Annotated in this window: 10 protein-coding genes; 8 read left to right on the forward strand and 2 right to left on the reverse strand. The window is 72.0% G+C overall.

The window, feature by feature from the left end:
* Nucleotide 1 precedes the first annotated feature (1 nt).
* Genes bcsZ through BME24068_RS06760 form a run of 8 tightly spaced genes read left to right on the forward strand, consistent with a single transcriptional unit; the run spans nt 2 to nt 12,391 of the window.
* Complete coding sequence (bcsZ, locus tag BME24068_RS06725) at nt 2–1,222, forward strand: cellulose synthase complex periplasmic endoglucanase BcsZ (protein WP_174925535.1); 1,221 nt, start codon at nt 2–4, stop codon at nt 1,220–1,222.
* Complete coding sequence (locus tag BME24068_RS06730; RefSeq protein ID WP_174925536.1) at nt 1,207–5,139, forward strand: cellulose synthase subunit BcsC-related outer membrane protein; 3,933 nt, start codon at nt 1,207–1,209, stop codon at nt 5,137–5,139. The genes bcsZ and BME24068_RS06730 overlap by 16 nt, the downstream gene beginning before the upstream one ends.
* 8 nt (nt 5,140–5,147) lie before the next feature.
* On the forward strand, nt 5,148–7,115 hold the full coding sequence (bcsE, locus tag BME24068_RS06735) for a cellulose biosynthesis protein BcsE (protein ID WP_174925537.1): 1,968 nt from the start codon (nt 5,148–5,150) through the stop codon (nt 7,113–7,115).
* Complete coding sequence (locus BME24068_RS06740) at nt 7,112–7,321, forward strand: hypothetical protein (protein WP_096506919.1); 210 nt, start codon at nt 7,112–7,114, stop codon at nt 7,319–7,321. Before bcsE ends, BME24068_RS06740 begins: the two co-directional genes overlap by 4 nt.
* On the forward strand, nt 7,318–8,097 hold the full coding sequence (gene bcsQ / locus BME24068_RS06745) for a cellulose biosynthesis protein BcsQ (protein ID WP_096506918.1): 780 nt from the start codon (nt 7,318–7,320) through the stop codon (nt 8,095–8,097). Before BME24068_RS06740 ends, bcsQ begins: the two co-directional genes overlap by 4 nt.
* The gene (gene bcsA, locus BME24068_RS06750; RefSeq protein WP_096506929.1) at nt 8,094–10,631 is read left to right on the forward strand and encodes a UDP-forming cellulose synthase catalytic subunit; all 2,538 of its coding nucleotides are present in this window, start codon (nt 8,094–8,096) and stop codon (nt 10,629–10,631) included. The genes bcsQ and bcsA overlap by 4 nt, the downstream gene beginning before the upstream one ends.
* Nucleotides 10,632–10,658: 27 nt before the next feature.
* Nucleotides 10,659–12,215: a cellulose biosynthesis protein BcsG gene (bcsG, locus tag BME24068_RS06755; protein ID WP_174925538.1), complete on the forward strand. Its 1,557-nt coding sequence runs from the start codon at nt 10,659–10,661 to the stop codon at nt 12,213–12,215.
* Nucleotides 12,197–12,391: a hypothetical protein gene (locus BME24068_RS06760; RefSeq protein WP_124825941.1), complete on the forward strand. Its 195-nt coding sequence runs from the start codon at nt 12,197–12,199 to the stop codon at nt 12,389–12,391. The genes bcsG and BME24068_RS06760 overlap by 19 nt, the downstream gene beginning before the upstream one ends.
* A 75-nt stretch (nt 12,392–12,466) precedes the next feature.
* On the opposite strand, the gene BME24068_RS06765 is transcribed toward BME24068_RS06760, so the two are convergent.
* The gene (locus tag BME24068_RS06765; protein ID WP_174925539.1) at nt 12,467–13,351 is read right to left on the reverse strand and encodes a pirin family protein; all 885 of its coding nucleotides are present in this window, start codon (nt 13,349–13,351) and stop codon (nt 12,467–12,469) included.
* Nucleotides 13,352–13,382: 31 nt separating this feature from the next.
* On the reverse strand, nt 13,383–13,775 hold the full coding sequence (locus BME24068_RS06770; RefSeq protein WP_174925540.1) for an OsmC family protein: 393 nt from the start codon (nt 13,773–13,775) through the stop codon (nt 13,383–13,385).
* Nucleotides 13,776–13,818: the final 43 nt, after the last annotated feature.

The raw sequence follows: 13,818 nt of genomic DNA on the forward strand, positions 1-13,818 counted from the left end.
GATGGCGCGGGCAATCGCAAGGCGACGGGCCGCGCAGCCGGCGCGCCGCGTCGGCACGGCGTTCCTGCTGGCCGTCGCGGCCGCCTGCGCGGCGGCCGGCGCGTCCGGTGACGCGCAGGCGGCGCAAAGCGTCGCGGCCGACGCGCAATGCGGCGCGGCGTGGCCGCGCTGGGATGCGTTCAAGCGCGACTTCGTGTCGACCGACGGCCGCGTGATCGACGTCGGCTCGGCCGATTCGCGCACGGTATCGGAGGGGCAGGCGTATGGACTCTTCTTCGCGCTCGTCGCGAACGACCGGCGCGCGTTCGACACGATCCTCGCATGGACCGAGAACAACCTCGCGCAAGGCGACCTGAGCGCCCGTCTGCCGGCGTGGCTGTGGGGCCGCGCGCCGGACGGCACGTGGCGCGTGCTCGACGCGAACGCGGCGTCGGATGCCGACCTGTGGATCGCGTATACGCTCCTGGAAGCCGGGCGGCTGTGGTACGAGCGCAGCTACACCGCGCGCGGCGCGCTGCTGGCGAAGCGGGTGCTCGACGACGAGACGGCGAGCGTGCCGGGCCTCGGTCTCACGCTGCTGCCCGGGCCGGTCGGCTTCAGGCTGGCCGGCGGCCAGTACCGCGTGAACCCGAGCTATTCGCCGCCGCAAGTGATCCGCGGGCTTGCCGCGCGGCTGCCCGACGACCGCCGCTGGGCGGCGCTCGCGACCAGCACCGGGCGCGTGCTGCTCGACACCGCGCCGAAGGGTTTTTCGCCGGACTGGGCGCTGTATCGGCCGGGTACGGGCTTCGGGCCCGATCCGCAGACGCATGCGGAAAGCGCGTACAACGCGATCCGCGTGTACCTGTGGGCCGGCATGCTCGACCGCGCCGATCCGCTCGCCGCGCCGATGCTCGCGCGGTTCGCGCCGTTCGCCGATTACATCGCCGCCCATGGCGCGCCGCCCGAGAAGGTCGACACGACGACCGGCGCCGCGGGGCCGAACGACGGCAACGGCGGATTCTCCGCGGCGGCCGTGCCGTTCCTCGACGCACGCGGCCAGCATGCGCTCGCCGATGCGCAAGCCGCCCGGGTCGATACGCTCGCGCGCCAGACGGCGCCCGGCTACTACACGAGCGTGCTGACGCTGTTCGGCCTCGGCTGGCGCGACGGCCGCTACCGGTTCGACGCGGACGGTTCGCTCGAGGCGCGCTGGGAGGGCCGTTCATGCGCGGCCCGATGAAGCGCGCCGCGCCGTGCGTCGCCGGATCCGCATGGCTCGCGTTGTCGGTCTGCGTGGCCGCGCCGGCCGCGGCCGCCGTCGCGGTGGCGCCGAAAGCCGTTGCGCCGAATGCCGCACCGGCGCCGGTGCCGGCCACGGCCGGTCTAACCGACGCGCAGCGCGAGCTCGCGACCGCCCGCATGTGGGGCGTCAAGCATCGCGACGACCTCGCGCGCGATGCGGTGCACAAGGGGCTGCTGATCGCGCCGAACGATCCCGATCTGCTCGCGGAGCAGATGCGCGTGCTGTTGCGGCTCGGCGATGCGAAAGGCGCGCAGGCCGCGCTGGCGCGGCTGCAGGCGAATGCGCCGGGCGCGCCGGACACGCGGCGCGCGGCCGACGAGTACCGCGTCGCGACGAGCGGTCGTGGCGAGATGGCGCAGATCCGCCTGCTCGCGCGTAGCGGCCGCTCGGACGAAGCCGCGAAGCGCATCGTTGCGCTGTTTCCGAACGGCGCGCCGTCCGGCGCGCTCGGCGCCGAGTACTACCAGATCGTCGCGAATGCGCCGGGCGGGCGCGAGCCCGCGATCGCCGCGCTGCGCCGCGCGGTCGCGGCCGACCCGCAGGACACCAGCGCGGCGCTGGCGCTTGCGCGGCTCCTGAACCAGCGCGACGACACGCGCCAGGAGGCGAGCCGGATCGCGTGGTCGCTCGCGAAGCGCGCCGACGCCGACCACACCGAAGCGATGGCCGTATGGCGGCATGTGCTGCAGTCCGCCGGCACCGATCCCGCCTATGCCGACGCACTGCATGCGTATCTCGCGCTGGTACCGGACGACACCGAGTTTCGCGACCGCATCGCTGAACTCGACCGGCAGCGCGACGCACAGCGCCGGCTCGAACGCGATCCCGACTACATCGCGCAGCAGCGCGGGCTGCAGGCGCTCGCGCGCGGCGATCTGGCCGCGGCCGACCCGCTGCTCACCCGCGCCGCGCGGGCGCGCGCCGACGACGCGGATGCGGTGGGCGGCCTCGGCATGCTGCGTCTGCGCGAAGGCCGGCACGACGAAGCGCGCGCGCTGTTCGCGCGGGCGGCGACGCTCGCGACCGACCAGCGCGGCAAATGGCAGAGCCTCGCGCGCACCGCGCAGTTCTGGGGGCTGCTTGCGCAAGGCCGCGCGGCGGCGTCGGCAGGGCGTGCGCAGGATGCCGAACAGGCGGCGCGCGCCGCGCTCGCGATGCAGCCCGACAGCCCGGACGCGAAGCTGCAGCTCGCCGATGCGCTGCTCGCGCAGCGCGACTGGGCGCGTGCGGAGCCGTTGCTGCGCGAATTGCTGGCCGCGCGCTCGCCGAGCCTGTCGGCCGTGCGCGGGACCGCGACGCTGTATGAAAACACCGGCCGCGCCGATCGCATCGGCCCGCTGCTCGATGCGCTGCAAGGCCGCGTGACGGGCCGCGACGATCGCCGCGCGCTCGACGGCCTGCGCGCCGATCTGCTCGCGAGCCAGGCGAAGGCACTGGCGGACAAGGGCGAACGCGGGCCGGCCGCGCAGCGCTACGAAGCGGCGGTGCGCGCGGCGCCCGACGCGGCGTGGACGCGCTTCGCGCTCGCGCGGCTCTACCGCGACATGGGGCTGCCGCAGCTCGGCCGCACGGTGATGGACGACGGGCTCGCGCAAGGCGACACGCCCGAGATGCGCTATGCGAGCGCGTTGTATCGCAATTCGATCGACGACATCGCCGGCGCACAGGCGGCGCTTGCCGGCGTCGACGACGCGCACCGCACGGACGGCATGCGTGCGCTCGCGCGCAAGCTCGACGCCGAAAGCGCGCTGGCCGACGCGCGCGGCGCGCTCGGTCGCGGCGATCGCGCGGCGTTCGCCGCATCGCTCGCGCATGCGCAGGCGAGCGCGCCGGACGATCCCGACATGCTCGCCGCGATCGGCGCGCAGTGGATCGACGCGGGCGAACCCGGGCGCGGCGTTGCGCTGCTGCACGACTGGATCGCCGCGCATCCGCAGGAGGCCGATGTGGACGTGCGGCTGCGCTACGGCGACCTGCTCGGCGGCGCGGGGCGCGACGATGCGCTCGCCGCGTGGCTCGACACGCTGCGCCGCGAACCCGGGCTGACGCCCGCGCAGACCGCGCGGATCGAGGATCAGTCGCTGCGGCTGGTGCTGCGGCAGACCGACGACGCGATCGCGCAACAGGACGATGCGCGCGCCCGCACGCTGCTTTCCCGAGCGAGCCCGGCGGGCCGCGAGGACAAGCGCTACGCGCTCGAGCTGGCCGATCTCGAACGCGCGCAGGGGCACTACGATGCGGCGCGCGACGCGCTCGCGCCGGTCGTCGCGCGCACGCCGGACGATGCCGATACGCAGCTCGCGCTCGCGCGGATCGACGAGGACAGCGGCCATCGCGCGGCCGCGCTCGCACGCGTGCAGGCCGTGCTTGCCCGCACGCCGGACGACGACGTCGACACGCGGCTGTCGGTTGTACGGCGCCTGAACGCGCTGCGCCGCCCGGACGAAGCCGCGCAGGTGACCGACCGGCTGCAGGCCGCCTACCCGGCGCGCGCCGACGTGACGGTCGCGGCCGGGCGCGTGGCCGAAGCGCAGGGCCGCTACGACGATGCCGCGTCGCTGTACCGGCTGTCGCGGTCGCAGGAGCGCACGAGCGGCGTGAGCCCGGGCCGCGACGGCCGCACGCCCGCGCAGGCCGCGTTCGCGGATCTCGAACAGCGGCGCAACCCGGAGATCGAGACCGGCTGGCTGCCCGCGTACAAGTCCGGCGACGAAGGGATTTCCGCGTACCGCGCGCAGCAGGTGCCGGTCTACATGCAGATGCCGGTGCGTTACGACGGGCACGCGTTCCTGCAGCTCGATACCGTGCATCTGGACGCCGGCACGCTCGATACGAGCGACCCGAACGCGTATTCGCTGAAGACCTTCGGGACCTACGCGGCGCTCAAGGCGCTGAACGGGCTGCCGCCGCCGTTCCACCTGACCCGGTCGGCCGATGCGTTGATCGCGAACCCGCCGGGTGCGCTGCATCAGTCGATGACGGGCGTCGCGCTCGGCGCCGGTTATCGCACGGATGCATGGCGCGTCGATCTCGGCACGTCGCCGCTCGGCTTCCCGGTGCATTACCTGGTCGGCGGCGTGCGCTACCGCTTCGACGCGGGGCCGGCGAGCTTCACCGTGAACGCGTCGCGCCGGCCGGAAACGAGCAGCGTGCTGTCGTACGCGGGGATGCGCGACCCGTGGTCGGGCGCGGTATGGGGCGGCGTGCGTCGCGACGGCGTGAACCTGCGCGGGTCGGTCGACGTCGGCCGCGTGAACCTGTTCGCCGAACTCGGCGCGGGCGTGCTGTCCGGCAAAAACGTCGAGCGCAATGCGGAAGTCACGCTGCGCTCGGGCTTTACGGTGCCGGTGTACGAACGCGCGACGATGAAGGTCAGCACCGGGCTCGTCGGTAATGCGTGGCACTACGCGCAGAACCTGCGTTACTACACGTACGGACAGGGCGGCTATTACAGTCCGCAGCGCTACCTGTCGCTGGGCGTGCCGATCGAATGGGCAGGGCGGCGCGACGCGCTGTCGTGGGACCTGACCGTCACGGCCGGGATCTCGAACAGCTACGAGAAGGACTCGCTGTTCTATCCGACCTTCGCGGACCGGCGCGCCGATCAGGAAGCGGCCGGGATGGTCTATGCGGGCAGCTCGACGACCGGCGTGTCGTTCTCGTACGGCGTGAACGGCATCGTCGAGTATCGCGTGAATTCGCACCTGAGCGTCGGCGCACAACTGCACGTCGATCGTTCGCATGACTATGCGCCGAGCTCGGCGCTTGTTTACCTGCGCTACGCATTCGATGCGCGCGCCGAGCGCAACTGGCTCGTCACGCCGACGCCAGTGCAGCTTTATTCGGATTACTAGGGGAACGCGTGAATACCGAAATCGATGCGACTCGTCCCGCGCTCGGCGCCGCCGGCCTGCTGGGCCGCCTGCGCGCGCTGCTGCGCACGGGGCCGGCCGGCGGTCGCGCCGGCCCGCTGAGCCGGCTCGCGATCGACGGGCTGCCCGATGCATGGACGCCGCTGGAAGCGGGCGGCCTGTATGCCGTTTATGCGGCCGCCGGCACGCCGGCCTGCGACGCGCTCGTCTGGGAAAGCGCGCGGCAGTCGCGCACGCGCGACGTGACGGTGGTGCTCGCACGGGACGCCGCGCGCGTCGCCGCACAGATGCAGGCGCGCGGTTTCGCGGGCGGCGCGCATCCGGCCGGCTGGCCGCGCAACCTGAACGTGCTGGCGATGCCGCCGGCCATCGCGCCGGCAGACGGCGACGCCGCGATGGAACCGGACGCGTCGCGCCGCGCGGCGCCCGGGCCGTTCGCGCGGCTCACCGGCGGCTTGCGCGCGATGAAGCGCTACGGTTTTCGTGCGCGCTCGGTGTATTTCATCGAAGGCGCGCAGCGCTGGTTCAGCTGGGACGATCCGGCCGCGCTCGCGGAAGAGGGGCACGCGCTCGCCGACTGGTGCCGCACGCACCGGATCGCGCTCGTGTTGCTGCTCGATCCGGAGATCGCGCGCACCGGTGCCGATTCGACCACCGACGATGCGCCGCTCGTGCGCGACGCGAGCCGCGCGCCGCGCGCCGAATTCCACGGCGTGTGCGCCGGCGTCGCGCAGTTGCAGCGCACCCACGGCGAGCTGCTGTGGGTCGTCGACTTCTGGCGCGCGGGCGACATGCTCGCGGCCGGCGAGGTGCGGCCGCTGCGCTTTGCGCCGAGCGGCCGGCTCGCCGCGATCGCCGACGGCGACGTGACGGAGCCCGCGCGCAGGATGAAGCTCGCGACCGACGAGGACCGTGTCGTCGTCAGCCGCGCGATACTCGACGACGCGAGCCGCGTGCCCGCCGACTGGGAAATCGTCGACGACAACGCGGCGGTCGTCGCCGCCTGCGAACACGCACAGGCCGCGACCGCGGTGCTGGCATTCCGCTCGCATGCGCAGCTCGAAGCGTTGTGCGCGGCGGTTCACGCGCTGCGCCGGCAATGCGGCGGCGCGCTCAAGATCGCCGTCGTCGAACGCGACGAGGTGCTGCGCCAGCAGTTCGAGATGCTGCTGCTGAGCGTCGGCGCGAATCGCGTCGTCGCGCGCGACCTGCCGGTTTCGCGCATGCAGGCCGCCGTGCACGCGCTGCGCGGGCAGCTCTATGCGCGGCCCGTCGCGCCCGACTATCGGGCGGCGCTCGCGGCCGCACTCGGCGATTCGGTGCTCGGCTACCTGCCGGTCGGCGCGTTCTGCCTGCGCATCCGCGCGGTGCTCGATCGCGGCGCGGTGCTGTCGCTGCCGCACACGCTCGCGAAGATCGCGCTGCTGCCCGGCGTGTCGCACGTCGACGCGCTGCGGCGCTGCCGGCCGCGCCGCGCGGGCGACGTCGTGACGGCCGATGCCGGACACCTGTACGTGTTCCTGTTCGCGTGCGAGCCGGCCGATGCGGACGACGCGCTCGCGCGGATCTTCGACGTGCCGGTCGATACGCTGTCGGATCGCGTCGTGTGTCTCGGACACGAAAGCATCGACAAGGAACTCGATGCGCTGAAGACCGAGAACCGGCGTGCGCCGATCGCCGACTACAGCGACCTGTTCGCGGTGGCGCGACCGGCTGCCGCGCCGCAGGTGCCGGCCGGACGCGCGGGCGAGGTCGCGCGGCGCGCGGCGCCGGGCGGTGCGAGCGATACGCCGGGCGCGGCCGACAGGCCGACCGATGCGGCGCCGCAGCCCGCGCCGGCCGATGCCGACGCCGTGCCGGCCGCCCATGCGCCGGTGCCGGTTCCCGTATTTCCCGCCGCGCGTGCGCGCGGCGCCATTCGCAGTGCGATGCCGCTGCGCAAGCCGGAGGGCGCATGATCGCCGAACTCGTCATCGGTTTCATCATTGGCCTCGCGATCGCGGTGCCGGTGTGGATCGTCGCCCAGCACCTGGGCATCGGCCGCGGTTTCCATGCGCCGCGCGGGATCAACCGGCGCGACGCGGTGCCGTGCGAACTCGTGCCGGTGGCGCTGCGCGGGCGCCTGCTGCCCGATGCGGGCCGCACCGGCGAGGCGTCGCGATGAAGACGATCGCTATTACGTCGACGACGGGCGGCGCGGGCCGCACGACGCTTGCGGCCGCGCTCGCGGTGCTGCTCGCGCGCCGCGGCCGGCCGGTCGTCGCCGTCGAATTCGACGCGCAGAACCTGATGGGCGCGACGCTGGGGCTCGACACGCTGGCCGAACACGGCCTCGCGCACAGCCTGCTCGGCGACGCCGCGCCGTGGCACGCGCAGACATGGCGCAATGCCGACGGCGTGCTGTTCGTGCCGTACGGGCAGGTCGACGCGGCGGGCGCCGCCGCGTGCGATGCGCGGCTCGCGGCCGATCCCGCCTGGCTGTCGCGCGCGCTCGACGAGATCGCGCTGCCGGCCGACGGCGTCGTGCTGGTCGATACCGCTCGCTATCCGTCGCCGCAGGCCGAGCAGGCGATTCGCCGCGCGGACCTGACGCTCGTCGTCGTGCCGCCCGAACCGGCGGCATGCGCGACGGTCGCCGCGCGTCTGGACGCGTTGCGCGCAGGCGGCGGCGAACTGCAGATCGTCGTGAACCGGCTGAACCCGGCGCGCGACATGCAGCGCGACGCGCTCGGGATGCTGCGCGCGGTCGCGGGGCCGGCGGCGATGCTCGAACAGCGCATCCACGTCGATGCAGCCGTGCCCGAAACGCTCGCGCGCGGCAGCTGGATCTTCGACGACGCGCCGTATTCGCAGGCGTCGCACGACCTGAACGGCGTTGCGAACTGGGTCGATGCGTGGCTCTCGGCGGCGGCGGCCGGCCGCGCGGGAGCGTCGCGATGAAGGGCGCATTCGCGTCGCGCTGGCGCGCGGCCCGCCGCGGCGTGACGGACTGGTGCGCGCGCGGCATCGGGCTGCCGGTGCAGCGCACGCTGCTCGACTGGCTCGTGCGGCTGTTCTTCCATGCGCCGCCGCCCGGGCGGCCCGACCCCGTGCGCCGCTGGGCGCGCACCGGCTTCCTGCGGCTCGCGCGCGACTGGGGCGTGCTGCAGCCGTTGAGCCCGCGCGAATGGCTGTGGCGCGCGATCGTGCGCGCGCCGCGCGGCGACGACGGCCGGCCCGCGCGCGATCCGCTCGCGTGGTTCGACACGTTCGTCGTGCCCGTCTACGTCGCGGCCCGCGCGCTCGCGAAGCGTGTCAATACGCAGCTCGAGCGCCTGCCGTGGGCGCGCTGGGGCGGCTGGCTCGATGCGCGCGCGAACGGTGTCGGCCGGCGCCGCTGGCTGGCGCCGCTGCTGCTGATCGCCGGCGCGGTGCTGTGGGCCGCGGCCGGCATGTCGCCGCTGATGCCCAACGCGCAGTTCGCGTTCTTCGCGATCGTCGCGGTGCTCGCGCTCGCGCTGCGCCGCCTGCCCGGACATCTGCCGACCCTCGCGCTCGCCTCGCTCGCGCTGCTCGCGACGGTGCGCTACGTGTGGTGGCGCACGACGCAGACGCTCGACTTCCGCGGCCCCGTCGAGGCCGTCGCCGGCTATCTGCTGTACGGCGCGGAAGCCTATACGTGGATGATCCTGCTGCTCGGCTTCGTGCAGACCGCGTGGCCGCTCGATCGCCCGATCGTGCCGCTGCCCGGCGATCCCGACGAATGGCCGAGCGTCGACGTCTACATCCCGACCTACAACGAACCGCTGTCGGTCGTGAAGCCGACCGCGTTCGCCGCGCAGAGCATCGACTGGCCGACCGACAAGCTGCGCGTGTACCTGCTCGACGACGGCCGGCGCCCCGAGTTCGAGGCGTTCGCGAAAGAGGCGGGCATCGGCTACCTGACGCGCGACGACAACCGTCACGCGAAGGCCGGCAACATCAACCGCGCGTTGCCGAAGACGCACGGCGAATACATCGCGATCTTCGACTGCGATCACGTGCCGACGCGCTCGTTCCTGCAGACCACGATGGGCGTGTTCCTGCGCGACCCGAAGTGCGCGCTGGTGCAGACGCCGCACCATTTCTTCTCGCCCGATCCGTTCGAGCGCAACCTCGGCACGTTCCGCGAGATTCCGAACGAGGGCAACCTGTTCTACGGGCTCGTGCAGTCGGGCAACGACCTGTGGAACGCGACGTTCTTCTGCGGATCGTGCGCGGTGCTCAAGCGCAGCGCGCTGGAAGAGGTGGGCGGCGTCGCGGTCGAAACCGTGACCGAGGACGCGCACACGGCGCTCAAGCTGCATCGCCGCGGCTACACGTCGGCGTACCTGCCGACCGTTCAGGCGGCCGGCCTCGCGACGGAAAGCCTCGCGGGCCACGTGAAGCAGCGCACGCGCTGGGCGCGCGGAATGGCGCAGATCTTCCGCATCGACAACCCGTTCCTCGGGCGCGGGCTCGGCTTCGTGCAGCGGATCTGCTACGGCAACGCGATGCTGCACTTCTTCTACGGGATTCCGCGGCTCGTGTTCCTGACGATCCCGCTCGCGTACCTGTTCTTCCATCTGTACTTCATCAATGCGTCGTCGGTCGCGCTCGCGAGCTACGTGATTCCGTACCTGGTGCTCGCGAACGTCGCGAACTCGCGGATGCAGGGGCGATACCGCCATTCGTTCTGGGCCGAGGTCTACGAATCGGTGCTGGCGTGGTACATCGCACTGCCGACCACCGTCGCGTTCTTCAGCCCGAAGCACGGCAAGTTCAACGTGACCGACAAGGGCGGCAAGATCGACGAAGGCTACGTCGACTGGTCGACGTCGAAGCCGTACCTCGTGCTGTTCGCACTGAACGTGCTCGCGATCGCCGCGGGGCTCTGGCGGCTCGTGACCGAGCAGGGCGACGAGGCGGCGACGATCCTGATCACGCTCGGCTGGACCGCGTACAACCTCGCGATGCTCGGCGCGGCGCTGGCGGTTGCGCGCGAGACGAAGCAGGTGCGCGTCACGCACCGGATCGCGATGCGCGTGCCGGCGACGCTGCTGCTCGCCGACGGCTCGACGGCCGCCTGCTTCACGAGCGACTACTCGACGGGCGGGCTCGGCCTCGAAGCGGTGCCGGGGCTGCCGCTCGCGGTCGGCGACACGCTGACGGTGTGCGTGACGCGCGGCGACCGGCCGTTCCCGTTCCCGGTGCGCGTGAGCCGCGTGACGCCGACCCACGTCGGCGTGAGCTTCGAGGCGCTCACGCTCGAACAGGAGCGCCAGCTCGTGCAGTGCACGTTCGGCCGCGCGGATGCGTGGCTCGACTGGCACGCGGGCGCGCGACCCGACACGCCGCTGCGCGGGCTGAAGGAAGTGCTGCAGGTGGGCGTGGACGGCTACGTACGGATGTGGAAGGGCGCGGCGCGCAGCGTGCAGACCATGCTGGCGCCGAAGCTCGATCGGGCGCGCGACTGACGCGGCGCTCATGACGGAGTGGTTTAGATGACGTTCTGGAATCTGTATTTCATCCTGAAGTTCGCGCTGTTCGCGACCGGCCACCTGCAGCCGATGTGGCTCGCGAACCTCGGGTTCGCGCTGGTGCTCGCCGCGAGCGCGCCGATCCGGCAGCGCGCGTGGCGCATCGTGCGGCAGCTCGTGGCGATCGCGATCGCGGTGCCGCTGCTCGCGCGCGAGCTGCATGCGCCGCCGCTCGCGCGTCTCGCCGAAGCCGCGCGCGAGGTCAGCACGTTCCGCCTCGACTACTGGATGGAACTGCTGCCGCGCCTGTTGCCGCCGATGCTGGTGCTGACGGTGGCGGGCGCGCTGATCGTCTATTTCATCGTGAACCGCTGGCTGCGCGTCGCGACCTTCGTGCTCGCCGTGCTGATCGCGATGCCGTTGTGGCAGGCCGGCAACGGACTGATGGCGCGCGTCGTCGCACCGCCCGCGCAGCAGCTCGCCGGCGGCAACGGCGGGCGTTCCGACCAGCCCGAGGATCACAACGCGGCGCTTGCGACGTTCCGCACGCAGGAGTCGCAGCGGCAGGTCGCGTTCGGCCATCTCGGCAACGATCCGTCTGCACAGTTCGACGTGATCGTGCTGCACATCTGTTCGCTGTCGTGGGACGACCTCGACGCCGCGAAGGTGCGCAACCATCCGATGCTGAGCCGCTTCGACTACCTGTTCAACAACTTCAGCACGGCCGCGAGCTACAGCGGCCCGGCCGCGATTCGCGTGCTGCGCGCGAGCTGCGGCCAGGAAGCGCACGCGGATCTGTACAAGCCCGCGCCGCAGCAGTGCTACCTGTTCTCGCAGCTGGCCGCCGCCGGCTACACGGTGCAGTCGCTGCTGAACCACGACGGCCACTTCGACAACTTCCTGCAGGTCGTGCACGACAACCTCGGCGTGCCGGACGCGCCGATGATCTCGAACGCGGCCGCACCGGTCGCGATGCACGCGTTCGACGGCTCGGCGATCAAGGACGACTACCAGACGCTCGCGAACTGGTACGCGCAGCGCGCGTCGGTGCCGGGGCCGGTCGCGCTGTACTACAACACGATCAGCATGCACGACGGCAACCGCGTGGCCGGCAGCTCGCTGAACAGCATCGACTCGTATCCGCAGCGCGCGACCAAGCTGATGGACGACTTCGACCGGCTCGCCGATCTGGTCGCACAGTCGGGCCGGCGCGCGGTGATCGTGTTCGTGCCCGAGCACGGCGTCGCGCTGCGCGGCGACAAGAACCAGGTCGCGGGCCTGCGCGAGATTCCGACGCCGCGCATCATTCACGGGCCGGTCGGCGTGCGGCTCGTCGGCTTCACCGGCAATCACGGCACGACCACCGTGATCGACCAGCCGACGAGCTTCCTCGCGCTCGCGCAACTGCTGTCGAACCTCGTATCGAACAGCCCGTTCAAGCCTGGCGTGACGCTCGCGCAATACGCGGCCGATCTGCCGCGCACGCGGATGGTCGGCGAGAACGAGGGCACGGTGACGATGCAGACGCCCGCGGGCTATGCGGTCAAGACTCCGGATGGCGTATGGATCGACGAACAATAAACATCGGCGAGGGCGACGAAGGCCGCCTGTCGCAACCGAACGACGTGCTCGGCCTCGCGCGGCATCTGCCCGCGCTGGACCCGGCGCACTATGTCGACGAGCAGGCTCGGCGCGCGTTCGTCGAGTCGCTCGAACGCTGGCCGGTGCTCGCGAAGCTGATGGGATTGACGCGGTAAACGCAACGCGGCCGGCGTGAGTGCCGGCCGCGCTGCGTCGATCGACGGATTGAGACGCTTGAGACGCTTGAGACGTCAGTGCGCGTTGCGTTCCGGCTGGCGCGTCCACTGGTCTTCTTCGCCCGGCACCTTGCCGAAGGTCTGCGCGGCCCACGCGTTGCGGGCCGCTTCGATCTTCGCGCGTTCGCTCGACACGAAATTCCACTCGATGAACCGCTCGCCCGGCAGGTGGGCGCCGCCGAGCAGCATCACACGCGCGCCGTTCGCGCTCGCGAGTGCGACGCCCGCGCCGGGTTCGAGCACGGCCATCGTCGCGGGAGCGAGCGGCGTGCCGTCGATCGTGAGGTCGCCGTCGACGAGATACACGCCGCGCTCGTCGTGTTCCGCGTCGAGCGCGAGGGTGCCGCCCGCCGTGAATGCCGCGTACGCATAGAGCGTCGGCGAGAACACCTCGACCGGCGACGTGAGCCCGAACGCCGTGCCCGCGATCACGCGCACGCTCGTGCCGTCGCGCGTGAACGACGGCAGCGTGTCGGCCGCGTGATGCACGAATGCGGGCTCGGTGTCCTCGTGCTCGACCGGCAGCGCAACCCAGGTCTGGATCCCGTGCACCGGCTGCGCGAGCGGCCGGTCTTCTTCGGGCGAACGCTCCGAGTGCACGATGCCGCGCCCGGCCGTCATCCAGTTCACGTCGCCGGGCACGATCTTCTGCCGGAAGCCGAGGCTGTCGTGATGCATCAGCGTGCCGTCGAACAGGTAGGTGACGGTCGCGAGGCCGATGTGCGGATGCGGCAGCACGTCGATGCCGCTGCCGGCCGGCAGCACGGCCGGCCCCATCTCGTCGAAGAAGATGAACGGGCCGACGAGGCGCGCGGCGCGCGCGGGCAGCACGCGGCGCACGACGAGGTTGCCGATGTCGCTCTCGCGCGGCGTGAGCAGGGTCTTGATCGATGCGGACATGGTGAAACGCTCGGGTTCAGGGGGCGAGACGTCAGGCGATCGCCGTGTCGATCGTGATCGGGTTCGACAGGATCTTGTGCACCGGGCACGCATTCGCGATCTGCAGCAGGCGCTCGCGCTGCTCGTCGGACAGGTCGCCGTCGAGCGTGATGCGGCGCACGATCGTGCTGCCCTTGCTGCCCGATTCGTGCGCGAGCTTCACGTGCACTTCGGCGAGCGGCCAGCCCTTGCGCTGCGCATACATCTTCAGCGTGATCGCGGTGCATGCGCCGAGGCTCGACAGCAGCAGCGCGACGGGCGTCGGGGCCGCGTCGCCGCCGCCGAGCGACGCCGGTTCGTCGGCGCGCCACTGATGGACGCCGTCGGTGAAATGGACCAGATAATCGACCGAGCCGATGCTCGCTTCGACGGACAGTTCGCTCATTGCAATTCCAGGTGGGGAAGGGGTGGGCTGGCGGCCGGCCGCA

This window comes from Burkholderia anthina (assembly GCF_902498995.1).
Classification (GTDB): domain Bacteria; phylum Pseudomonadota; class Gammaproteobacteria; order Burkholderiales; family Burkholderiaceae; genus Burkholderia; species Burkholderia anthina.

Excerpts from the sequence above, each read along its gene's own strand:
- BME24068_RS06740 (WP_096506919.1), top strand. The coding sequence starts at position 7,112 with ATGATCGCCGAACTCGTCATCGGTTTCATCATTGGCCTCGCGATCGCG.
- bcsG (WP_174925538.1), top strand. The coding sequence starts at position 10,659 with ATGACGTTCTGGAATCTGTATTTCATCCTGAAGTTCGCGCTGTTCGCG.
- bcsZ (WP_174925535.1), top strand. The coding sequence starts at position 2 with ATGGCGCGGGCAATCGCAAGGCGACGGGCCGCGCAGCCGGCGCGCCGC.
- BME24068_RS06730 (WP_174925536.1), top strand. The coding sequence starts at position 1,207 with ATGCGCGGCCCGATGAAGCGCGCCGCGCCGTGCGTCGCCGGATCCGCA.
- bcsQ (WP_096506918.1), top strand. The coding sequence starts at position 7,318 with ATGAAGACGATCGCTATTACGTCGACGACGGGCGGCGCGGGCCGCACG.
- BME24068_RS06770 (WP_174925540.1), bottom strand. The coding sequence starts at position 13,775 with ATGAGCGAACTGTCCGTCGAAGCGAGCATCGGCTCGGTCGATTATCTG.
- bcsA (WP_096506929.1), top strand. The coding sequence starts at position 8,094 with ATGAAGGGCGCATTCGCGTCGCGCTGGCGCGCGGCCCGCCGCGGCGTG.
- BME24068_RS06760 (WP_124825941.1), top strand. The coding sequence starts at position 12,197 with ATGGATCGACGAACAATAAACATCGGCGAGGGCGACGAAGGCCGCCTG.
- BME24068_RS06765 (WP_174925539.1), bottom strand. The coding sequence starts at position 13,351 with ATGTCCGCATCGATCAAGACCCTGCTCACGCCGCGCGAGAGCGACATC.